This is a genomic window from Streptomyces sp. NPDC091271, assembly GCF_044757505.1.
Lineage (GTDB): Bacteria > Actinomycetota > Actinomycetes > Streptomycetales > Streptomycetaceae > Streptomyces.
In genome coordinates this window covers 259,402-280,584 of the sequence record NZ_JBIVVD010000007.1, presented here as the reverse complement: position 1 = coordinate 280,584, position 21,183 = coordinate 259,402, and the positions used below count along the sequence as shown (strand labels likewise).

At 71.0% G+C, this 21,183-nt stretch carries 18 protein-coding genes and 3 pseudogenes; 13 read left to right on the top strand and 8 right to left on the bottom strand.

Annotation, left to right across the window (positions count from 1 at the left end):
* Positions 1 to 89 precede the first annotated feature (89 nt).
* The 3 genes from ACIQM3_RS28350 to allB form a co-directional block, all read right to left on the bottom strand.
* Positions 90 to 419: a putative quinol monooxygenase gene (locus ACIQM3_RS28350; protein ID WP_401629033.1), complete on the bottom strand. Its 330-nt coding sequence runs from the start codon at positions 417 to 419 to the stop codon at positions 90 to 92.
* Between the two features lie 86 nt (positions 420 to 505).
* On the bottom strand, positions 506 to 1,621 hold the full coding sequence (alc, locus tag ACIQM3_RS28345; RefSeq protein ID WP_401629030.1) for an allantoicase: 1,116 nt from the start codon (positions 1,619 to 1,621) through the stop codon (positions 506 to 508).
* Positions 1,622 to 1,624: 3 nt separating this feature from the next.
* On the bottom strand, positions 1,625 to 2,968 hold the full coding sequence (allB, locus tag ACIQM3_RS28340; protein ID WP_401629027.1) for an allantoinase AllB: 1,344 nt from the start codon (positions 2,966 to 2,968) through the stop codon (positions 1,625 to 1,627).
* 345 nt (positions 2,969 to 3,313) lie between these two features.
* Here allB and ACIQM3_RS28335 point away from each other — a divergent pair, with 345 nt between their 5' ends.
* Complete coding sequence (locus ACIQM3_RS28335; RefSeq protein ID WP_401629024.1) at positions 3,314 to 4,117, top strand: IclR family transcriptional regulator; 804 nt, start codon at positions 3,314 to 3,316, stop codon at positions 4,115 to 4,117.
* Positions 4,118 to 4,153: 36 nt separating this feature from the next.
* On the opposite strand, the pseudogene ACIQM3_RS28330 reads toward ACIQM3_RS28335, so the two are convergent.
* Positions 4,154 to 4,319: pseudogene (locus ACIQM3_RS28330) on the bottom strand (ABC transporter ATP-binding protein); the annotation flags it as partial.
* A gap of 5 nt (positions 4,320 to 4,324) precedes the next feature.
* Here ACIQM3_RS28330 and ACIQM3_RS28325 point away from each other — a divergent pair.
* The 4 genes from ACIQM3_RS28325 to ACIQM3_RS28310 all read left to right on the top strand — a co-directional run bounded on the left by ACIQM3_RS28325 (position 4,325) and on the right by ACIQM3_RS28310 (position 7,481).
* Positions 4,325 to 4,510: a hypothetical protein gene (locus ACIQM3_RS28325; protein ID WP_401629022.1), complete on the top strand. Its 186-nt coding sequence runs from the start codon at positions 4,325 to 4,327 to the stop codon at positions 4,508 to 4,510.
* 122 nt (positions 4,511 to 4,632) lie between these two features.
* Positions 4,633 to 5,256 carry a hypothetical protein gene (locus ACIQM3_RS28320; protein ID WP_401629019.1) on the top strand — a complete coding sequence of 208 codons (624 nt, stop codon included), beginning with the start codon at positions 4,633 to 4,635 and terminating at the stop codon, positions 5,254 to 5,256.
* A gap of 19 nt (positions 5,257 to 5,275) precedes the next feature.
* Entirely contained in the window at positions 5,276 to 6,799 is a 1,524-nt protein-coding gene (locus ACIQM3_RS28315) for a hypothetical protein (RefSeq protein ID WP_401629016.1), read from the top strand.
* Positions 6,800 to 6,803: 4 nt separating this feature from the next.
* Positions 6,804 to 7,481: a hypothetical protein gene (locus ACIQM3_RS28310; protein ID WP_401629013.1), complete on the top strand. Its 678-nt coding sequence runs from the start codon at positions 6,804 to 6,806 to the stop codon at positions 7,479 to 7,481.
* A gap of 169 nt (positions 7,482 to 7,650) precedes the next feature.
* Here ACIQM3_RS28310 and ACIQM3_RS28305 read toward each other — a convergent pair whose 3' ends face one another.
* Positions 7,651 to 7,971, bottom strand: coding sequence for a DUF5955 family protein (locus ACIQM3_RS28305; protein ID WP_401629010.1), 321 nt, complete (start codon positions 7,969 to 7,971; stop codon positions 7,651 to 7,653).
* A gap of 191 nt (positions 7,972 to 8,162) precedes the next feature.
* Between ACIQM3_RS28305 and ACIQM3_RS28300 the strand changes: the two genes are divergently transcribed.
* Both ACIQM3_RS28300 and aceB read left to right on the top strand, forming a co-directional pair.
* A complete protein-coding gene (locus tag ACIQM3_RS28300; protein WP_401629007.1) occupies positions 8,163 to 8,768 on the top strand; it encodes an NTP transferase domain-containing protein in 606 nt (201 codons plus the stop codon).
* Between the two features lie 255 nt (positions 8,769 to 9,023).
* Positions 9,024 to 10,643: a malate synthase A gene (gene aceB, locus ACIQM3_RS28295; protein WP_401629004.1), complete on the top strand. Its 1,620-nt coding sequence runs from the start codon at positions 9,024 to 9,026 to the stop codon at positions 10,641 to 10,643.
* A 33-nt stretch (positions 10,644 to 10,676) separates the two neighbouring features.
* Here the strand turns inward: aceB and ACIQM3_RS28290 are convergent, their stop codons facing one another.
* On the bottom strand, positions 10,677 to 13,460 hold the full coding sequence (locus ACIQM3_RS28290) for an AAA family ATPase (RefSeq protein ID WP_401629001.1): 2,784 nt from the start codon (positions 13,458 to 13,460) through the stop codon (positions 10,677 to 10,679).
* Positions 13,461 to 13,728: 268 nt separating this feature from the next.
* Between ACIQM3_RS28290 and ACIQM3_RS28285 the strand changes: the two genes are divergently transcribed.
* On the top strand, positions 13,729 to 14,589 hold the full coding sequence (locus ACIQM3_RS28285; RefSeq protein WP_401629785.1) for an MBL fold metallo-hydrolase: 861 nt from the start codon (positions 13,729 to 13,731) through the stop codon (positions 14,587 to 14,589).
* Between the two features lie 93 nt (positions 14,590 to 14,682).
* Here the strand turns inward: ACIQM3_RS28285 and ACIQM3_RS28280 are convergent, their stop codons facing one another.
* Together ACIQM3_RS28280 and ACIQM3_RS28275 are read right to left on the bottom strand one after the other, a co-directional pair.
* Positions 14,683 to 14,826, bottom strand: a complete 144-nt coding sequence (locus ACIQM3_RS28280; protein WP_401629782.1) for a hypothetical protein — start codon at positions 14,824 to 14,826, stop codon at positions 14,683 to 14,685.
* Positions 14,827 to 14,956: 130 nt separating this feature from the next.
* Positions 14,957 to 15,178: pseudogene (locus ACIQM3_RS28275) on the bottom strand (YqcI/YcgG family protein); the annotation flags it as partial.
* 542 nt (positions 15,179 to 15,720) lie between these two features.
* Here ACIQM3_RS28275 and ACIQM3_RS28270 point away from each other — a divergent pair.
* From ACIQM3_RS28270 to ACIQM3_RS28250, 5 genes and pseudogenes are all read left to right on the top strand, one after another.
* Positions 15,721 to 15,796, top strand: a pseudogene (locus tag ACIQM3_RS28270).
* A gap of 94 nt (positions 15,797 to 15,890) precedes the next feature.
* The gene (locus tag ACIQM3_RS28265; protein ID WP_401628999.1) at positions 15,891 to 17,027 is read left to right on the top strand and encodes a gala protein; all 1,137 of its coding nucleotides are present in this window, start codon (positions 15,891 to 15,893) and stop codon (positions 17,025 to 17,027) included.
* Entirely contained in the window at positions 17,024 to 18,763 is a 1,740-nt protein-coding gene (locus ACIQM3_RS28260) for an ankyrin repeat domain-containing protein (RefSeq protein WP_401628996.1), read from the top strand. Before ACIQM3_RS28265 ends, ACIQM3_RS28260 begins: the two co-directional genes overlap by 4 nt.
* Entirely contained in the window at positions 18,727 to 19,968 is a 1,242-nt protein-coding gene (locus ACIQM3_RS28255; protein ID WP_401628994.1) for an AAA family ATPase, read from the top strand. The genes ACIQM3_RS28260 and ACIQM3_RS28255 overlap by 37 nt, the downstream gene beginning before the upstream one ends.
* Entirely contained in the window at positions 19,961 to 21,133 is a 1,173-nt protein-coding gene (locus ACIQM3_RS28250; RefSeq protein ID WP_401628992.1) for a VWA-like domain-containing protein, read from the top strand. The genes ACIQM3_RS28255 and ACIQM3_RS28250 overlap by 8 nt, the downstream gene beginning before the upstream one ends.
* The last annotated feature ends 50 nt before the right edge of the window (positions 21,134 to 21,183 follow it).

Genomic DNA, 21,183 nt, shown 5'->3' with positions numbered 1-21,183 from the left:
CGCGGGCATCATCGGTGGCGGCCGGGGCGCCCGGCCGCCACCGGTTGCACGGCGCTGCCACGGTCACCGGTTGCGCGGGGCTGCCACGGTCACCGGTTGCGCGGGGTGACCTCCGACATCCGGGACCAGTCGTCCCCGGGCACCTCGACGTTGATGATCTCCGGTACCTCGCTGACGAGCTCCGACATGGTGTCGATCGCCTTCTTGAAGTGCTCGGAGTTCACATGCGCCACCCCCGCCTCCTCCGAGGCGAACGCCTCGAGCAGGACGAACTGGTCCGGGTTCTCGACGCTGTAGGACCAGTCGAAGAAGAGGTTGCCCGGCTCCTGACGGGTGGCGAGGGTGAAGTCCTCGACGGCCGGGAGCCAGTTGTCCCGCTCGGCGGTACGCACGGTGAACTTGACGGCGATGAAGATCATGGCGACTCCTGGTCGGGGGCGGCGTCCCGACCAGGGTCCCATATCCGCACAGGCCGGGCCTGAACCGGCACACCAGCCCCGGGCCGTCAGCCGCCGAGCGCCTCGTGACGGGCGGTCAGCCGAGCCGCCCCCTCCTCGGTGAGCGAGCCAAGGAGCCGCAGCCGGGAGATCCCGCCGTCCGGGAAGATGTCGATCCGGACGCGCGTGGAGCGCACGGGCTCCGGCAGGACGAACCGGTGGTTCGTGTCGGGCTGGAGCCGGGTGCGGGGCAGGATCTCCGACCACTCGCCGTCCTCGCCGTCACTGACCGAGATCTCCGCCCAGCCCGCCGCGTTGCCCTTGAGGTAGGCCGTGTCGATCTCGACCGCCCGGATCTCCGACTGCTCCGCCAGCCGGTAGCGGATCCAGTCGTTGCCCTTGTCGCGCCGGCGGCGGGTCTCCCAGCCGTCGTCCATCTTGTGGGAGCGGCCCGGCGCGATGGTGTTGGTGGCCGGGGAGTAGAAGCGGTCGGAGGCGTCCTCCACCTGGCCGCCGTTCTCCAGGGCCGCCAGGTCGAACGTACCGAGTGCGGTGAGCCATGCCGGGTCGGGAGCCACCTCGCCGTGAACGCGCAGCCGGGCTATGCCTCCGTCGGGGTGCTGGTTGACCCGGAGGTGGGTGAACCGCTGCCCCGAGTCGACGGTGAAGCCGTTGGCCGCGTGACCGCCGACGGCCGTACGGGGGACGAGGGTCGTCCACTTCACGCCGGGCGAGAGGAGGTCCTCGGGCGACGGGGAGCCGGGCAGCGAGGTCGCCTCGACGGAGACGGACTGCGGGTAGTTGCCACGGAAGTGCGCTGTGTCGACGATCAGTCCGCGCACCACACCAGGAGCACCGAGGCGTACGAGGGCCCAGTCGTGGTCCTCGTCGGTGGGGTGCGGCTCGGCGGCGCCCGTACCGCGCCGACGGCGGGTCTCCCAGCCGTCCATGATCTTGCCCTTGTGTCCGAACCGCTCGGGATCGAACTCCGCGGGTTCCGGCTTCAGCAGGTTCTCCCGCTCGGCGAAGAACTCGTCGTTGGCGGCGATGACCCCTGCGCCGAGACGCCGGTCGGCGAGGTCCACGAGGTGGGTGAAGGGGAAGTCGGCGGTGCGGTAGTCGGCGTACGGGTCGCCTCCCCCGTACGGGCTCGCGTCGCCGGTGAAGTGCGGTGTCGCGGTCATGGGTCAGCGGTTCCTTTCGAGGAGGCGGCCGGTGGGCTCGGCGAGTACGCCGTCGGCCGCGATCCGCGTGCCGCGCAGCCAGGTGGACCTGACGACGCCGTGCAGGGTCTTCCCCGCGTAGGCGGTGACCTGGTTGCGGTGGAAGAGTCCGGCCGGATCGACGGTGAAGGTCTCGTCGGGGGCGAGAACCGCGAAGTCCGCGTCCCGTCCGGCCTCGATGGCGCCCTTGCGGCTGAGCCCGGCGAGGCCGGCGGGGGCGGCGGACATCCAGCGGGCCACGTCGTCGAGGGTGTGGCCGCGCCGGCGCGCCTCGGTCCAGATGGCGGGCAGGCCCAGCTGGAGCGAGGAGATCCCTCCCCACGCGGAGGCGAAGTCGGGGGTCTTCAGGTCCGTGGTGCAGGGCGAGTGGTCGGAGACGATGCAGTCGATCGTGCCGTCGGCGAGCCCGGCCCAGAGCGCGTCCTGGTTCGCGGCCTCCCGGATGGGCGGGCAGCACTTGAACTCGGTCGCCCCGTCAGGGACTTCCTCGGCGGTCAGGGTGAGGAAGTGCGGGCACGACTCGACGGTGACGCGTACGCCCTCGCGCTTGGCGGCGGCGATCAGCGGCAGGGCGTCGCTGGAGGAGAGGTGCAGGACGTGCACGCGGGCGTTCAGCCGCTTCGCGTGGGCGATGAGGCCCTCGATGGCGGCGTTCTCCGCGTCGCGGGGGCGGGAGGCGAGGAAGTCGGTGTACTTCTCCCCGCTCTTCTGCGGAGCCTCGGCCAGGTGGTGGGGGTCCTCCGCGTGCACGATCAGGAGCCCGCCGAAGCCGGCGATCTCGGCCATCGAGCGGGCCAGCTGCTCCTGGTCCAGCTCGGGGAACTCCTCGACGCCGGAGGGCGAGAGGAAGCACTTGAAGCCGAAGACCCCGGCTTCGTACAGCGGGCGCAGGTCCTTCGTGTTGGAGGGGATCGCACCGCCCCAGAAGCCGGTGTCGATATGCGCCTTGGGGGCGGCCACGCCCTGCTTGACGCGCAGGTGCTCGACGGTGGTGGTCGGCGGGAGGGAGTTGAGCGGCATGTCGAGGAGGGTCGTGATGCCGCCGGCCGCCGCGGCGCGGGTGGCGGTCCAGAAGCCCTCCCACTCGGTGCGGCCGGGGTCGTTCACATGGACATGGGTGTCGACGAGGCCGGGCAGCAGGACGTCGTCCCCGAAGTCCTCGACGTGGGCGCCGTCGGGCACCTCGGTGTCGTACGGCAGGACCGCCTCGATCTCCCCGCCGGCGACGAGGACCGCCGCGGCGCGGGTTCCCTCGGGGGTGACCACGCGCGTCGAGCGGAGTACCTGCTTCTTGTCCACTCCGGACACCTGTGCTCCTCACGCAGATTTCAACGATTTGTTGAAGGAGTCTTCACTCGGGAAAGCGGCCCGTCAAGACCCCTCCTGCCCCTCGGGCTTCCCCGTGGACGGGCCGATGGAACGCCCATGGCGCCGATTGGACATTTCCACGAAGTAAAAGTTCATTTTCGACAGGCGGAACGTAGAATAGACCAGGAGCGGCACCACCGCGCTTCGGGCCGAACGCGTCCCGGACCGCCGACACCAGGACAAAACAGGTCCTGACCGGCAAGGACGCCGCACCGGGAGCAGTGGGCCGATCGGGAACAGCCCGGTAGGCTGCTGCCTTGCCTCCGCTTCGAAAGGACCGTTGACGTGCCGCCGTCCCACGCCAGCACATCCGACTCCAAGCCCGCCGGTCCCAGCGGCGGCGTGCAGTCCCTCGAGCGCGCCTTCGATCTGCTGGAGCGCATGGCGGACGCCGGGGGCGAGGTCGGGCTCAGCGAGCTCTCCGCGAGCAGCGGACTCCCCCTCCCGACGATCCACCGGCTGATGCGCACCCTGGTCGTCTGCGGCTACGTGCGCCAGCAGCCCAACCGGCGTTACGCGCTGGGCCCCCGCCTGATCCGCCTCGGCGAGTCCTCTGCCCGCCTGCTGGGCACATGGGCGCGGCCTTACCTCCAGCGACTGGTCGAGGAGACCGGCGAGACGGCGAACATGGCACTGCTCGACGGGGACGAGATCGTGTACGTCGCCCAGGTGCCCTCCAAGCACTCGATGCGGATGTTCACCGAGGTCGGCCGGCGGGTGCTCCCCCACTCCACCGGCGTGGGCAAGGCCCTCCTCGCGCACACCCCGGCGGACGAGGTGCGGGCCCTGCTGGCCCGCACGGGCATGCCGGCGGCCACCGAGAAGACGATCACCACTCCGGACGGCTTCCTCGACGCGCTCGAACAGGTACGGAGGGCGGGCTACGCGGTGGACGACAACGAGCAGGAGATCGGGGTCCGCTGTCTCGCGGTCTCGGTGCCTGACTCCCCCACCTCGGCGGCCATCTCCATCTCCGGGCCCGCGGGCCGGGTGACGGAGACGGCGACCGAGCGGATCGTGCCGATCCTGCAGCAGATCGCGAAGGAGCTCTCGGAGGCACTGGCCAGCAGCGGCGGCCCGACGGGCTGAGCCCCGGGCGCGGTCCCTCAGGCCAGGGAGGGCACCCTCCATGCTCACCGTGGTGCCCACCCGGCCCAGGTGCGCCCGGTCGTGGGTGACCATGACCGCGGCCGTTGAGCGCTCCCGGGTCAGCCCGAGCAACAGGTCGAGTACCGCCGCGTCCGTGGTCGAGCGCGCTGGTCGGCTCGTCGACGGACAGCACCGCCGGTTCGCGCGTTGGAGGCAGCCTGTGACGACTTCCAGGACAAGTGGGGATACGGCATCAAGCTGATCGCTGATGCCACAACCGGACTCACCGAGAGGGTTGCCGAGTCAGGCCGGCTGTTCCAACACCAGGAGGACGAGATCGCCGCGCTCCTCCGGTCCGTGCAGATCGACCGGACCGGGCAGGGAGAGCTGTGACGCTCCCGCACGGTTCCCCTGCAGCGGATACCGGCCAGGACGGACCTGCCCCAGCACCTCAGGCATTCGGCTTCCACGTCCAGCCCGAGTTCCACGTTGTCCCACTGAGTCTCGGTGAGGACGTGGAAGCCTTCCATGAGCGACTGCGGGAGTTCGCGCGAGATTACTGGGGTGAGCGCGAGGACCTGGAGGGTTTGCGCCGATTGACCACGGTCATGTACGCGGCAAACGCGCAGACCCTCGTCGAGGGGGGCACGGTCTACAACGCCTGCGGCGTGTTTCCGATCGGCGGCACTGCCGACGGTTTCCAGCCGCCCGAACGCCACAGCCGCGCGACGCTCACCGTCAGCGTCCGCGAATTGGCCAACCCTCACCCGCACCTCACCGCCGCGGGCATCGCGGAGTCGCTGGACAAGGCGGCAGGAAACGATGAGAGTGCCGAAACCCAGCCCGTGTCCCTGCCCGCCGGACCCGCTGTCGTACGCATAGCCGGGTCTCGCGCCGCGTGGGACCTGCCTGACGGAGAACAGGAGTGCTTCTTCGTCCGCATCGAGGTCTGGCTGCCATTCCCCGATGACGACCGACTGCTCCTGCTTTGCCTGAGTACGGCCGATGTCCAGGACCTCCACTTCTACCAGGCAGTTCTCGCAGACATCGCCGACACCGTGGTCTTCGGAGCGAGCAATCAGCCGGAGGCAGCCGAGACGACTGTGCTCTCCGCCCCTTCCCCCTTCAGTGCCTACTGACCGCGTCGAGGAGCCCCCCATGAGTACCCAGACGTACGACGCGCTCGGCTTTGATCCTGCTCCCGGTGCGCCCTCCTCGGTGCATCAACTGGTCACCTCGCTCAGCAGAGCCAGCAGGCAACTCCACGACGCCCACAGCACCTTGACCCGGCTGGGCAAGGCAGACGGAGCCTGGGTTGGCGATGCCGCGTCCGCCTTTGCCAAGAAGACCGGCACCCTGCCGAAGTACCTCGCCGACGGACACACCTCGCTGACGGACGCCGCGCACGCGCTGAAGACCTGGGACTCACACCTGCGAGACTTCCAAGTTCTCGCACGCAGGTACGAAGAGGAGGCCGCAGACGCCCGGAAGACCCTGGCGCAGGCGCAGAGCAGCCCCGACTTGCAACTAGTGGGCCAAACCTTCGACACGCCGGCGGAGCTGCGCAACGCACAAGAGCGTCTGGATCACGCGGCGAAGCGAGTGACCGACGCCCGAGCGGCACTGGGCGTCGTCATCAAGAAGGCGCGGGATCTGCTGACCTCTCACGACGAGAGGGCCCGCGCAGCCGCTGCGATCATCCGCAAAGCCGCCGAGATCGCGCCCGACCAGTCCTTGCTCGACAAGCTCGGCGACCTCCTTGCTGGCCTCGGCGACAAGATCAAGAGCCTGGCCGACGACCTCTGGAACTGGGTCAAGGAGCACGCGGACACGATTTACAAGATCGGGGACTGGCTCGGTTACGCCAGCGCCGCGTGCGACATCCTCGCCGTCGTATTCTCCGAGACCATCGTCGGCGCCATCGTCTTCGAGGGAATCGGCATGGCGCTCAACGCCGGCGCCCTCGCCGCCCATGGCGTCGGCTGGGCCGCCGGTGCGAAAAAGGGCAACGCTCTGGACATCGGCCTCGACCTGGTCGGCTTCGTTCCGTTCGGTGACCTTCTCAGGGTCGGTAAGCTCGGCAAGGGAGCCTTGAAGGGCGTCAAAATCCCGATGAACGTGCTGGACTTCGGAGCGAAGGCGGCCGACTCCTGGAAACGGGCGGGCGACGTCATCGCGCACGTCGGAAGAACGGCGAAACTCGGCGACGACGCCGAGGAGTGGGCGATGCGGAACGTGAGCGCTCTCGGCAGCAAAGCGCACGCGATCCACGTCACCGCGGACACCCTGGCGGATCGGTTCCAGGTAGCTGTGGCCAAGGAGTTCGGTGACCGCAACCTGTACAGGGCCGGCGCGGGACTGACGGACATCGGCTTTCAGAAGGTCATGCCTCACTTGATCGAAAGCACTCCGCTGGGGCGCATACCCGCGCTCGCGGATTCCGTCCGGCCGATCGTGGACGACGCCGGTGAGACGGTCGGCCGCTACATAGACCCCCGGTCCTGGACAGCGCGCGGTTACGAGGCGGTCACCGGCGCCAAAAATCTGTACAAGGAAGGCGTGCGCCTGGCCTCCGACCCGATCGAGTACGGGTCGGAGAAGATCCACGAAAAAATCGACAAGGCGCGGGAGTCGGCCGGCGACGTGCTCGGTCACCTCTCCGACGTCAACCCGTTTGGATAACACCGTGGACAACACGACACACACGTTCCTGGTCTCCAGGGTCAACCCCGTTCCCGTGCCGGAACCGCGACCGGCCCACCTGCCGCCCGACGCAGACATGATCGCAACGATCCGGCTGTCCACAGCGCCGCGGCCCGAGGACGCTCCGCTCGCGCGGGTGTGCGCCTCCCGTGCCGCCGAACGCTCCGGCAGCCGGGCACCCGCCCCGCCATTCTGGATACACCACGGACTGGACGGCAGCCTGTGGTGTTCGGTCCGTCCAGTCGCCCCGGACGTGTACGAGGTCTGCTCGGCCGATGGCTCCTCCGCAGCACGCGTCGAGCGCCGCGGCGCCCGCATCCTGCCCTGGCCCCGGCGCGTCCGGTGGTCGGCACGGTTCACCGGTTCGCCTCGGTCGGTGACAGGTCAGGTCGGCACCTGGTGCGCGTGGCTGTTCTACGTGGTGACCGCTCCGATCTGGCTCCTCTTCGCGCTCTGCATGATGGTCTTTTCGCTTTTCGACGGCACCGCGGACGACAACACCTTCCGGAGCCCGGCCCGAACCCGCTGGCGCACCGCGGGCGCGGGCACGGTCCTGGACTACCGGGGCATCAGCAGGACCTACCGCTACGTCGCCCCGAGCCTGGACATCCGCGTCGCGTACGCTTTGGCGGTCCTCCGGACCTGGGACCGGGAGGACTGAGCACAGCCCGACGGCACCCCGCACTCCGACAGCATCAGCGACTCGGAGAAGACCCGGGTGCTACTGGACTGGCTGCGCCGGCAGGTCGGACAGACCGAGCGCCGCATCCGGGAGGAGCTGGAGATCCAGGCGGCGAAGGAGCGGCAGCGGCGGGAGCGCGCCCCCGGCGTCACGGGTGGCGGCGCGGCGGCTCCCCGAAGAGCTCGACGGCGACCCGTACATCCCGGAGGCCCGGGGCCAGCGCGCTGACCGAACCGATCGCCCCCGCGACCAGCAGCAGCGAACGGCGCAGCCTGGGTATCTCCGGCCTACCGCTGCCTGCCATGGCGTCCAGCGCGGCCAGCTCGTCCTCGGCGATACCCCGGTCCGGGAACTCGGCGGGATGTCCGGCGAGTTCGCGGCGGAGCCGGGAGACGGCCGTACGCAGCTCCGTCACCCTCGGGTCCTCGCCGCTCCCGGTCAACCGCTCCTGCCCCACGCTTCGCAACAAAGCACTCCCCCTCGCACATCATTGTGCCGGTGTGTCGACCTGGCCCCGGGCGGCGGTCAAGTGCCTGGGGCCGTCCGCAAGTTAACGCCACCGGAGGTGGCGGGCGCCACTGTGCGGACAAGGAATCAGGCTACCTCCGGGGTGTGACAGCCACTCCGCCGGTACACATGTCTCAGTGGTATCCAGGGCACATGGCTCACACACATCCGATCCCCGTAATCGCCGGAGTGCTGCTCGCCGCCGGCGGTGGCCGTCGCCTCGGCGGCCGGCCGAAGGCCCTGCTGGAACACCGCGGGCGCCCCCTTGTCGAGCACGCGGTGCGGTCGCTGCGTAACGGCGGGTGCGGACCCGTCCGTGTCGTCCTGGGGGCCGCGGCCGAGGAGGTGCAGGCATTGGCGGACCTCTCGGCGTGCGCGGTGACGGTTAACCCGTCATGGGAGGAGGGAATGGGTTCCTCGCTCCGGGCAGGCCTGGGCGCCCTCGTCGGTTCGGACGTGGACGCGGCCCTCGTGCTCCTGGTCGACCAGCCGGGCATCGGGACGGAGGCGGTGGCGCGCGTGCGCTCCGCGTACCGCTCCCGGGCGTCGCTGGCGGCTGCGGCGTACGACGGGGAGCGCGGCCATCCCGTGCTGTTCGGGGCGGACCGGTGGGCGGACATCTCCGCGGCCGCGGTAGGTGATCAGGGGGCGCGGGCGTACCTGCGGGCGCATCGCGATGCGATCACGCTCGTCGAGTGTTCGGATGTGGCTCAGGCGTACGACATCGACACGGCGGAGGACCTGACGCACCTGGAGTGAACGGACCGTACCGGACCTGGCACGCCGCGCCGCCGGAGCGGCACGTCTGTCGACCCGGAGAATCTCGACATCAACAAACCATTGAACTTCCACCATGAGGAAACTAATATCCACTGATCAGAAGCCCATGGTTCCGCTTCCGGTTCCTCGGCGGTACCCATGGCCGTATCTCGGAGCCCTGGCACCCCGTGCCGTCCTGGGCGTCCCGGCGGCCGTGGGATGCCGCCGTACCACCCGCTGAAGGAGTGACAGCTCATGTCCGCACCAGCGCCGTCCCCGCTGGCCATCGTCGACGCCGAGCCCCTGCCGAGGCAGGACGAGGTCCTGACCGATGCGGCCCTCGCGTTCGTGGCCGAGCTCCATCGGCGGTTCACGCCCCGGCGTGACGAGCTGCTCGCCCGCCGAGGCGAGCGCCGCGCCGAGATCGCCCGCACCTCCACACTGGACTTCCTGCCGGAGACGGAAGCGGTCCGTGTGGACGACACCTGGAAGGTCGCGCCGGCCCCGGCCGCGCTGGACGACCGCCGGGTGGAGATCACCGGTCCGACCGACCGCAAGATGACCATCAACGCCCTGAACTCGGGCGCGAAGGTCTGGCTCGCCGACTTCGAGGACGCGTCCGCCCCCACGTGGGAGAACGTGATCACCGGCCAGCTCAACCTGATCGACGCGTACACCCGGAACATCGACTTCACCGACCCGAAGTCGGGCAAGTCGTACGCCCTCAAGCCCGCCGAGGAACTCGCGACCGTCGTCACGCGCCCGCGCGGCTGGCACCTGAACGAGCGCCACCTCCAGCTCGACGGCACCCCGGTGCCCGGCGCGCTGGTCGACTTCGGCCTCTACTTCTTCCACAACGCGCAGCGTCTGATCGATCTCGGCAAGGGCCCGTACTTCTACCTGCCGAAGACCGAGTCGTACCTGGAGGCACGCCTCTGGAACGAGATCTTCGTCTTCGCCCAGGACTACGTCGGCATCCCGCAGGGAACGGTCCGCGCGACCGTCCTGATCGAGACGATCACCGCCGCGTACGAGATGGAGGAGATCCTCTACGAGCTCCGCGACCACGCCTCCGGGCTCAACGCGGGCCGCTGGGACTACCTCTTCTCCATCGTCAAGAACTTCCGCGACGGCGGCTCGAAGTTCGTCCTGCCGGACCGCAACCTGGTCACGATGACCGCCCCGTTCATGCGGGCGTACACCGAACTCCTGGTCCGCACCTGCCACAAGCGCGGCGCGCACGCCATCGGCGGCATGGCGGCCTTCATCCCGTCGAGGCGCGACGCCGAGGTCAACAAGGTGGCCTTCGAGAAGGTCAAGGCCGACAAGGACCGTGAGGCCGGCGACGGCTTCGACGGCTCCTGGGTCGCGCACCCGGACCTGGTCCCGATCGCGATGGCGTCCTTCGACGCGGTCCTCGGCGACAGGCCGAACCAGAAGGACCGCCTGCGCGAGGACGTCTCCGTGGCGGCCGGCGACCTGATCGCCATCGACACGCTGGACGCGAAGCCCTCGTACGACGGCCTGCGCAACGCGGTCGCGGTCGGCATCCGCTACATCGAGGCGTGGCTGCGGGGCATGGGCGCGGTCGCCATCTTCAACCTGATGGAGGACGCGGCCACCGCCGAGATCTCGCGCTCGCAGATCTGGCAGTGGATCAACGCGGACGTGGTCTTCGAGAACGGCGAACACGCCACCGCCGACCTGGCCCGCAAGGTCGCCGCCGAGGAACTGGACGCCATCCGCGCGGAGATCGGCGACGAGATCTTCGAGTCCGGCAAGTGGCAGCAGGCCCACGACCTGCTGCTCACGGTCTCGCTGGACGAGGACTACGCGGACTTCCTGACGCTGCCGGCGTACGAGCAGCTGGGCTGAGCCGAACCGGGACAGAGCGCCGGCCCCCGGGCCTCACCGGTCCGGGAGCCGGCGCTTGCCGCGCGTGGGGAGGAGCACGTCCCGCAGTTGGGAGCGTGCGGTGATCCCGAGTTTGGGAAATGCCCGGTACAGATGTGAGCCGACCGTGCGGGGCGACAGGAAGATCATTTCGCCGATCTCACGGTTGGTCAGGCCCCGCGCCGCCAGGTGGGCGATCTGCTGTTGCTGCGGCGTGAGGTCGAGGAAGGCATCCGGCTCCGCCGCGGCCACCTGTGTGCCGGTCGCCCGTAGTTCGGCCTGGGCCCGTGCCGCCCAGGGACGGGCGCCCAGCCGACGGAAGACGTCGAGGGACTCGGTCAGCAACGGGCGGGCCTCCGCGATGCGACGGCGGCGGCGCAGCCACTCCGCGTAGTCGAGCAGGATCCGCGCATGTTCGAAGGGCCGGTCGGAAGGTGTGGAAAGCGCCAAGGCCGCCCGGAAGTGCGTCTTCGCTTGGTCCGGGTCGGCGAGCAGTGCCCGACTGTGAAGCAGGAGCGCCCGGGCCCGTGTGGACCGGCTGTCTGCCGAGCGGGTCGCGTACTCGATGACGTCGGCTGCCTGCCTGTGGTGTCCGCTGCGCACAGCCGCCGCCGCGAGTTCCGGCAGTGCGGCCGTGGAAGCCTGGTAATGCACCGGTCTGCCGTCGGCTTCGAACGCTGCGCGGAAGTGGGCGTAGGCGCCTTCGTGATCCCCTGCGGCGGTTGCCGCGATTCCCAGAGCGCGATGTGTGTGGACCGCGACTGCCCGGCTCTCCGAGGGATCGATCAGCGACCACGCGCGGGCGGCTTGTTCGCGTGCACGCGCGGTGTCCCCGCGCAGAGCCAGCGCCATGGCGTCCACGGAGGCCGCGCACGCGGCGGCGTGGTCGAGTCCGTAGGTGTCCGCGACAGCGGCCAGTTCGGCACAGAGCGCCTGGGCTCGTACCCAACGGCCGTGTTCGAGGTAGGTCATGGCGGCCACGCCGCCCAGGCCGTCGGGCAGGGGACCTCTCGACGACCAGAGTGCGAACGACGCGTCGAAGCTCCGGATCGCGAGACCGGTTTCATCCAGCATCCACGCCGCGACTCCCAACAGATGCAAGCGCTCGGGCTGTTGCTCAGCAGTAGCGATCAGATGAGGCAGTTCTGGTCCCAGGCCGGCGCTGTCGAGGGTGCCGGCCACCGTCGTGAGCCAGCGAGCGGTGAACGGGAGCGAGTCGGCGGGCGAGCCGTCCAATATGCCGGGCAGGAGGGTTTCGATCTCGTCGCGCTGGGATTCCTCACCCGAGTAGAAGCGAACCACGGCCGCTGCGGAGAGTGCCTGCAGCGCGCCTTCGGCATGGTCGGCCGTCAACTGCCGTGCTGCTGCGATCAGCTGTCGGAACGCCGCGGTGTGAGAGGTGGTGAAAGCCATGATCCGCCCGGTCTGGAGCGCGGCCACGGCCAGTGGGACCGGGTCATCGGTCCAGACGCGGGTCAGCGCGGCCAGCCGTTCCACCCAGGCCAGCTGCCCCGTCATGACCGCCATTTCCGTCGCGGAGGCGATCAGCCGGACATGGTCCGCACGATCGACGCTGAGCTCGGCGGCACGCTCCAGTGCGCGCGCGGCTTCGGCGTAGCCGCCTCGGCGCCGCGCTCTGTGTGCGCCGTGTTCCAGTGCCGCCGACACGTCCTTGTCGGGCCCTGTCGTGATGGCCGCCAGGTGCCAGGCTCGTCTGTCGGGGTCCTCCTTCAACGCGTCCGCCAGGGCCAGATGGGCGGCACGTCGCTCGTCGAAGGACGCTGCCTGGTGGACGGCCGAGCGGACCAGGGGATGCCGGAAGGAGATGCCTCCGCCGGTGCGGTGGATGAGACCGGCACTCTCCGCTGTCGCCCACATCTGGTCGCTCGCCTCGGGCAGGAGAGCCAGAACGGGCTCAGCGGGGTCGGCGGCGGAGAGCGCCAGCACCAGCAGACAGTGCCGGGCGGGCCGCCCCACCTCCGTCAGCCGGTCCCCCCACCGGCGCACCAGCCGGGTCGCGATGGCCGGCGCGGCGCCGCCGGCCCCCGGCTCGCCCTCGGAGGCGACCGTGCCTGCGAGTTCCACGAGGGCCAGCGGGTTGCCTTCGCTCTCGTCGAGAACGCGCTTGCGCGCCTCACCGACCGGCGGCCGGGGCTGTCGGTCCAGCAGCCGTTCCGCGACCGCGGGCTCGACGGGCCCGAGCTCGAGGGCCGACCGGTGGGCGTCGAAGCCGGTGAGCGAGTCCCCGTTCTCGGCGGCGATCAGCAGCGACACGCGTTCCTCGCCGATCCGCCGGGCCACGAAGGCGAGCACATCGAGCGAGGCGCGGTCCGCCCACTGTGCGTCGTCCAGGAGCGCCAGGACCGGCGCCTCGGTGGCGAGCTCGGACAGGAGAGTGAGGACAGCGACACCGAGGAGCATCGGGTCGGGCGGATCGCCCGTCTCCCCCAGGCCGAAAGCTCCCTGAAGGGCCGCGCGCTGCCGCACCGGAAGCTCGGTGACCGCGTCACGGACCGGGCGCAGCAGCTGGTGAAGAGTGGCGAAAGGAAGGGCGGCTTCCGCGGGGCCGGCGACCGCCCGCAGCACTCGGTGACCGGCAGCCCGCGCATGCTGTGCGGCCTGCTCCAGGAGCGTGGACTTGCCGATCCCCGGCATCCCGCTCAGGAGGATCGTCGTCCCGGGGCCGGGGCCGGTGACCGCCTCGGCGATCTCACGTAGTTCCGATGGGTGAGCGGCATCCGCGAAAGGTGCATACGACGCTCGACCGCTGTCACCTGAGCCCTGGGCGAGTCCGTCCATCACATCTCCGAGCCGCTGGTGTCTGTTGTCGGCCGCCCCCTCCGGACACGGCGCAATGCTACATACCGTCGCTGAGGACCGGGCGTGGACTTCAGTCAGGTGTCCGATACCGCTTCCGCCCCACCGAGCCGAAGCTGGGAGCCGCCGGAAACCATTTCGAAGGAGCCGCATGTCCACCACACCTCTGCCCGGGTCGCCGCAGGCAGACAGTTCCTCCGCTCCGCGTGTCACCACCATCGAACTCGGTGACGTCGAGATCTCCCGCGTCATGGAGTTCTCGGACACCACGCCCATGACCAGCGACGTCTTCTTCCCCAACAGCAAGCGGGAGGAGTGGCAGCGCCACGGGGCCCTGCTGGACCCGCACCACTGGGACGCCGAGAGCGATCTGACCCGGGCCGCGACCCAGAGCTGGGTACTGCGCAGCGAGGGCAGGGTCATCCTGATCGATACGGGCGCGGGCAACGCAAAGTACCGGCCTTATCAGCAGATCTGGTCCTATTTGGACACCGGCTACCTGGCCAATCTCGCGGCGGCGGGCGTCCGACCCGAGGACGTCGACATCGTCATCAACACACATCTCCACGACGACCACGTCGGGTGGAACACGCGCCTGGAGGGCCGGGACTGGGTGCCCACCTTCCCCAATGCCACTTACCTCATGCCGCTGCGTGACTTCGAGTACTGGAGGCCGGAGAACCTGCCCAACACCATGTTCGGCCGCGGCAACCAGAACGTCTACGAGGACAGCGTCGACCCGGTGATCGACGCCGGACTGGTCAAGACGTGGGACGAGTCCCACACCATCGACTCCAACCTCCGCCTGGCACTCGCCCCCGGGCACACTCCGGGCTCCTCAATCATTCATCTGGAATCCGCCGGCGACCGTGCGATCTTCGCCGGCGACCTGCTGCACGGCGCCATCCAGGTCCACGAGCCGCACATCAACAGCTGCTTCGAGGAGGACGAGGACGGCGCCCGCGCCAGCCGGGCCCGGATGTTCGCGCACGCGGCCGATCACAACGCGCTCGTGCTCCCCGCACACCTGCCCGGTCACGGTGCGTTCGAAATGCGCCGTAAGGGTAGCGGCTTCGAGATCGCCGGCTGGGCGCCGTTCTCCCGCACCTGACGTACGGCGTCAAGGCCTTCGGACGGCCCGCCGGCGAGTGCGCCATGCGGGCCGTCGTCGGCGTACACCCTCTCGATCAGCGCGCGTTGCCCCTCAGGCGCCCGAGCCCGAGACCGTCAGCTCTCGCTCCGACTGCTGCGACTCGGGCGCGTGGGCGGCGAAGGGGCACTCCCAGTCGGCCGGCTTGGCGCGGCCGGAGTAGCGACGGGCTTCGGAGACCTGTTCGTACTCGTGCAGGTTGGGGTTGATGTCGCCCTGCAGCTTGATGTCCTGTTTCCGTACTCTGTCCGCCAGCCGGTCCTACATACTGCGGCTGTGTCCAGAGGAGTGCCTCGAACTGCTCCTCGTCCACTCCGCGAGGCTGCTCGAAGGTCGCGATGAAACTGCTGAACGTCCGAGCACTCCAGTCCGCAGATTCCACGAACTCGGCAAGGTCGAGCGCCATGAGCCGGGCGGACTCCTCTCCCCCGAGGATGTCGTGGTGCCGATGGGCAATGCCACCACGCCGCCAGACGGACCGTCCCGCCAGGCAGGAGAACCGATCCCCCAGGATGAACTCTTCGACCTCGCCGCGCGCTTCGACCGTCATGGCCAGCCTTCCTTCCAACTACGTGCCTCCTCGACAGGGAGATGGTTCCTGTGTGCTTCCTATAGCGTCGCCCTCATGCCTGCGGCCCCGGCCCTGCGGGCTGTGGCGGTGACGGCCTGAAGCGGGCATGACGGGCCCGTGGTGCCACGAGGGGAGATCGCTGCCTGATTGTGGGGGACGGCTGCCGCCATCGAAAATCCGTCCTGCCTCGTCACCCAGGCTCAGCTGATTCTCGTGTCGGCTCGCACTAGAGACCGGCCCTGCCGGTGGCCCAGTACGGCTTCGTGGTGGTGGCGCGGCGAGACAGATCTCGACTGCCGATGAGCACACGCCGCTGACGCTGGACGGACTGGGCATGGCCGAGCAGGACGGCGCCGTCGAGATCGTGCCCGGGACCGTCCTCAGATACTGGCGGGACGACGCGGCCCCTGGTCAGCGCTTCGCTCCGTGGGTGCGGCCTCCGGCCTAACTGTGTGGCGAGTTCGAGGCACCACGTACCGGCGTGCGACGCCGAACCGGGCGCCGTTATGATCACGCACGGCAAGGCTGTAGCGCAGAGGTCGTCGCGCCCACGCATCGAGCTGGAGGACGCCGGTTCGAATCCGGCCGGTCTTGCCACCTGTTTTTGGAGTGATGGCGTCGGCATGCCGGGCGGCGGGGGACGCGGTGTCCGCTCCGGCCGGGTGAGCCGGCGAGGGACTGGAGAGTTGTGATGTCGCAGCCGATGCCCGTGCGCTGCCCGGCGATCGAACACCCTGACATCCCGCTCGCCGACACGGCGCTGCTGGATCCGCTGGTGACGCGCCTCGCCGCGGAGCCGCCGGTCGGGGCGGACGAAGTGTTCCCGCTGGGGACCCTGCGCGGCGACGGGCGTGTCGATCTCTGCAAGCAGGGGCTCGGGGCCTCCGGTGCGGCCAGGGTGATGCCCGCGCTCGCGCGGTCGCCGCACGCCACGCATGTCCTCCTCGGCACCAACTCCCTCGGGGACGAAGGCGCGCGCTCGGTCGCGGACGCACTGCGGCTGGGCGGGCACGGGCTGCGGACCGTCTATCTCGGCTGCAATCGCATCGGGGCCGAGGGCGCCGCCGTGCTCGCCGGGGCGCTCGGCCCGGACAGCACCGTCCGGGCCCTCTGGCTGAAGCGCAATCCGCTGGGTGACGCGGGTGTACGGGCGCTCGCGCCGATGCTGGCCCGCAACACCGTCCTGCGCACCCTGGACCTCGTCAACAGCGGGATCACTGCCGCCGCGCTGGAGGTCCTGCTCGACGTGCTCCGGACCCGGGAACAGCCCCTGGAGAGGCTGTTCCTCGGCGGCAACGGGCTCGGTGCGGAGTCCGCACCGCTTCTTGCCGCGCTGATCCGTGAGACTGGGGTGCGGGAGCTGTACCTGCCGGCCAACCACCTCGGCGACGCCGGGGCCGCCGAGCTCGCCACCGCGGCCGACCCGGCGCGCCCGGTGCGGCTCGGCCTCGGCGGCAACGGGATCGGGCCTGCCGGGGCGTCAGCCCTGGCCGACGCGCTCGGCGGGATCGAGGCACTCGACCTGGGACGCCCGCTGTCGCAGCGCAGCCTCGGGGCGACCGGCAACGCGACCGGCGACGCGGGGGCCCACGCGCTGGCCGCCGCCCTCCCCGGCAGCCCGCTGCGACGCCTCGAACTGGCGCACACGGGACTGACCGGCCGGGGTGCGAAGGAACTGCTGGGCGCTGTCGGCGCGGACTCCCGGCTGGAGTACGTGGGCCTCGGCCCCGGACTCCCCCGCAAGGTGAAGCGGTCCTTCACCGCGCGCCTGCGTCCCGATGCCGGCGCCCACGCGGATCTCCGCGCGATACGGAGCGTCTACCGGTGAGGCGTGGTCCCGAGAAGCGGTTCATCTCCAGTGAGGAGGTGGCCGGCCTGCGGCGGGTCCGTCGGTACGCCGTGCCCCGCCGGGTGATCGAGCGGGCCACGGAACGGCGGCTGGCCGGTGACTGGCGGGGTGCTCTCGCGGTGGCAGGGGTCGACGTGGCCTTCGACCCGGCCGAGGTGGCCGCCTCGTACGGGAGCGTCGTGGCCGCGTCCCTCGTGTCGGACCTGCACCACCTCGTGCCCGACCTGGTGCGCTGGCACCTGCCCCGGATCCTCGGGGGCCGCTCGACGATCGACACCGACCGCACCATCGTCCTGGCGGGTTACGGGGCCGGGCTGTCCGTGGCGCCGTATCTCCATCTGCGTACGCCTCCGATGGCCGACGGCCCGCAGCGGCTCGCACTGCGCTTCGGTGCCGTGCCCGGCGAGACCTCTCCGGGTGTGTTCGCCGTCCGTGTCGAGGACTGGCGGTCGGTCCGCCACCTGTGGGACGCGCGGCACACGGACGGTCTCCGGGCCGCGGTCGGTGGCGGCGGCCGGATCCCCTTCTTCCACGACGACGGCACGCCGCTCACCCCCGAGGAACTCGCCGCACCCGGTAACGACGCGGCGGCCCGGGCGGAACGGGTCACTCTGCTTCACCAGGAGGGCAAGGTCTCCGAGGCGTTCGCCGCCGCGGGTGTCGACTGGGATCCCGCCCTGCCGTCGTCCGAGCGATCGTGGCGGCACGTGGACGGCGAGGAGATCGTCCGCCGGACGGCGATCGACATCCCCCGGCTGGAGTCCGCCGTGCGGCGCGCCACAGCCGCGAGCGGCAGGGAGCGCTTCCTGATCGCGAACTTCTACCGGGGGTACATCCTGCTGGACCTCACGGACCACAGCGGCGGCGGACGGCTCCGGGCCCGCGTCGTCGAGTCGAGGAGGCCGGCCGCGGAGCCCCCCTCCCTCCCGGAGGCGGCCTGGCGCCGTCTCCCCGACCTCGACCTGCTGCGGGTCGGCGCCATGCCGCCGGGGTGGCTGCATCCGCTGGTCGCGCGTGCTCTGTTCCCCTCCCTCGAAGGGCCGTTCGGCCCGCCGGGCCCCTCCGCGCCGCGTCCCGTGCGGGTGAGGTGCCGCGGTGAGTGGCACGAAGTCGCCTTCCGGGACGGCGCGCTCCGGTCCCCGCACACCGAGGAGGAGCGGCAACGCGAGAGTGCCATGCGGGCGTTCGGAGGCGCTGTCGCCGGCTGCTTCGCGGCGGAGCACTCCGTCACGTCGGGAACGGGGCGGCTCCCGAGGGCGCTGCGGGAGCAGCGCCAGGAGCTGTTCCAGCGGGCCCAGCACGGGGACACCGCAGGAGTTCTCGAGATGCTGGCCGCGGGCGTGGACCTCCGGGTGAAGGACGGCAGACGGCGGAGCCTGCTGCACGTCCTGCCCCTGCTCGATCACGAGGCTCTGTTGCCCCGGCTGCTGGCGGCGGGACTCGACCTGGAGGCCCGTGACCACATGGAGCGCACCCCGTTGGCCGTCGCGGTGAGCGAGCGGGGCTCCACCGCGCTGGTGCGGGCCCTGCTCGACGCCGGTGCCCGGATCGACGTGACCGACGCGACGGAGCTCTCGCTGGCCCAGATGATCCGGAGGTACAAGCGCGGGGAGCTCGACTTCCTGCGCGAGCGGGTGGTCGCCGAGCACCCGGGCATCGGGTCGGCGTGGTACGCCAAATGGATCGAGAACGCCGAGAAGGACGAGGAACAGTGACCACCACCGCCCGGCCCGCCCCCGTCGCCCCCGGACCGCTGGACGCGGCCGACGAGCTCAACCGGCGGCTGCGCACCACCCGCACCGAGCCCTCCGACAGTCCGCAACTGGAGGCGCTCGCGCTGGCTGTGACGGCCAATCAGCCGGTACTTCTGTGGGGCGAGCCCGGGATCGGCAAGTCCGCCGGGATGGAGCAGCTCGCCGCCGGTCTCGGCCTGGAGCTCGAGACGGTCATCGCGAGCGTCCACGAGCCGTCGGACTTCGCCGGGCTGCCGGTCGTGGGGGACGATCCGGCGGTGACGGGTGTACCGATGGCGCCACCCGACTGGGCGGTCCGGCTCGCCCGCGCCGGCCGGGGCCTGCTGTTCTTCGACGAGTTGTCGTCGGCGCCTCCCGCGGTGCAGGCGGCCCTCCTGCGGGTCGTGCTCGAACGGCGGGTGGGCAGCCTGCGGTTGCCGGAAGCCGTACGCGTCGTGGCGGCGGCCAACCCTCCGTCGAGCGCGGCGGACGGCTGGCATCTCAGCCCGCCGCTCGCCAACCGCTTCGTCCATCTGCGGTGGACGCACGACCCGCGCACCGTCGCCCGCGGCATGGCGGGGACATGGCCCGACCTGAATGTGCCGGTCGTCGATCCTGCCAGGGTGCCGGGCGCGGCGGCGCGGGCCCGGGGTGCGGTGTCCGGGTTCCTGACGGCGCGGCCGGGCCTGGTCCACCACATCCCGGCCGACGCGGAGAGCAGGGGCCGGGCATGGCCGTCCCCGAGGACCTGGGACATGGCCCTGCGGCTGCTGGCCACGGGCTACGCGGCGGGGGCGGGGCGGGAGGCTGTCGCGGCCGTGCTCACCGGTGCGGTCGGGGACGGTGCCGGCATCGAGCTGCTGTCCTACCTGGAGCACCTGGACCTGCCCGACCCCGATCGCGTACTCGCCGACCCTGACGCGTTCTCGCTGCCCGGGCGTGGGGACCGGCAGCTCGCCTTCCTGATCGCGGTCGTCGCCGCGGTCCAGGGTGATCTCACCCGTGAGCGCTGGGAGGCGGGGTGGGCCGTGCTGGCGAAGGCCGTGGACGCGGGTGTGCCCGACGTGGCCGCCCGGGCCGCGGTCGACCTGGCGGGTATGCGCAGCCTCGACTGGCCGGTACCGCCCGGCATCGACGGATTCCTGGACCTGCTGCGGCAGTCCGGCGCCCTGCCGCACGGTGGTTGACCTGGACACCACGAAGCTGCTCGCGGCGCGATACCGGGCAGCCACGGACCGCCCCTACCTCGCGTCGGCGCTCTACGCCCTGACCGTGGTGGAGAGCGCCGAGGTGCCGACCATGGGCGTGGACCGGCACTGGCGCTGCTATGTCTCGCCCCGCTTCGTCGAGCGGACGCCCGTGGCCGAGCTCGCGGCGGTGTGGGTGCACGAGGTGGCGCACCTGCTGCGCGACCACCACGGGCGGGCTGAGCTGCTGCCGGCGGCGGAGCAGCGTGACCGGCACCGGGTGAACGTCGCACAGGACTGCGAGATCAACGACGACCTGATCGCCGACGGACTGCCCCTGCCCGCGGGGCGGCTGGAGCCGCGCCTCTTCGGCCTTCCGGAGGGGCAGCTCTTCGAGGCTTACCTGTCCGCCCTGCCGCCCTTCCCCGCCACCCACGACTGCGGGTCGGGAGCCCATGGGCAGCCGTCCCCCTGGGAGTCGGGCGGGCGTACGGAGGCGACGGTGGTCGGGCCGGTCGAGGCGGAGGCGCTGAGGCGCGCGACGGCGGAGGCCATGCGCGCCCATGTGCGTGCCAGGGGCGCCCTGCCCGGTGGCTGGCAGCGCTGGGCGGACGGGATCCTCGAGCCCACGGTCGACTGGCGGCAGGTACTCGCGGGCGCCGTACGGGAAGCGGCCGCCTGGGCCGCCGGGGCGGTCGACTACACCTACCGCCGCCCGTCCCGCCGGAGCGCGGCGCTGCGCGGCGTCGTGCTGCCCAGTCTGCGGCGGCCGCTGCCCAGGGTCGCGGTCGTGATCGACACCTCGGGGTCGATGGGCGAGGCGGAGATCGCCGCCTCGCTCGCCGAGGTCACCGGTGTGCTGCGCGAGGTGGGGATCCGGGGCGACCGGGTGGCGGTCCTGGCCTGCGACGCCGATGTCCAGGCCGTCTCCCGGGTGACGTCCGCCGAACAGGTCACGCTCGGCGGCGGGGGTGGCACCGACATGCGGGTCGGGATCACGGCGGCGCTGGGGGCACGTGAACGCCCGGACGTGATCGTCGTCCTGACGGACGGTCTCACGCCGTGGCCGGACGAGACCCCGGCGTGCCGGCTCGTCGCCGCCCTCATCGGCCCGTCCGCCCCGGCCCCTCCCCCGTGGGTCGAGACGGTGCACGTCGCGGGCTGAGCCCTGGTGGACGACAGCGGGCCGCGGACCGCCCCTGAGCACCCGGCCGC

Excerpts from the sequence above, each read along its gene's own strand:
- alc (WP_401629030.1), bottom strand. The coding sequence starts at position 1,621 with ATGACCGCGACACCGCACTTCACCGGCGACGCGAGCCCGTACGGGGGA.
- ACIQM3_RS28255 (WP_401628994.1), top strand. The coding sequence starts at position 18,727 with ATGGATCGAGAACGCCGAGAAGGACGAGGAACAGTGACCACCACCGCC.
- ACIQM3_RS28350 (WP_401629033.1), bottom strand. The coding sequence starts at position 419 with ATGATCTTCATCGCCGTCAAGTTCACCGTGCGTACCGCCGAGCGGGAC.
- ACIQM3_RS28285 (WP_401629785.1), top strand. The coding sequence starts at position 13,729 with ATGGAGTTCTCGGACACCACGCCCATGACCAGCGACGTCTTCTTCCCC.
- ACIQM3_RS28265 (WP_401628999.1), top strand. The coding sequence starts at position 15,891 with ATGTCGCAGCCGATGCCCGTGCGCTGCCCGGCGATCGAACACCCTGAC.
- aceB (WP_401629004.1), top strand. The coding sequence starts at position 9,024 with ATGTCCGCACCAGCGCCGTCCCCGCTGGCCATCGTCGACGCCGAGCCC.
- ACIQM3_RS28290 (WP_401629001.1), bottom strand. The coding sequence starts at position 13,460 with ATGGACGGACTCGCCCAGGGCTCAGGTGACAGCGGTCGAGCGTCGTAT.
- ACIQM3_RS28300 (WP_401629007.1), top strand. The coding sequence starts at position 8,163 with ATGGCTCACACACATCCGATCCCCGTAATCGCCGGAGTGCTGCTCGCC.
- ACIQM3_RS28315 (WP_401629016.1), top strand. The coding sequence starts at position 5,276 with ATGAGTACCCAGACGTACGACGCGCTCGGCTTTGATCCTGCTCCCGGT.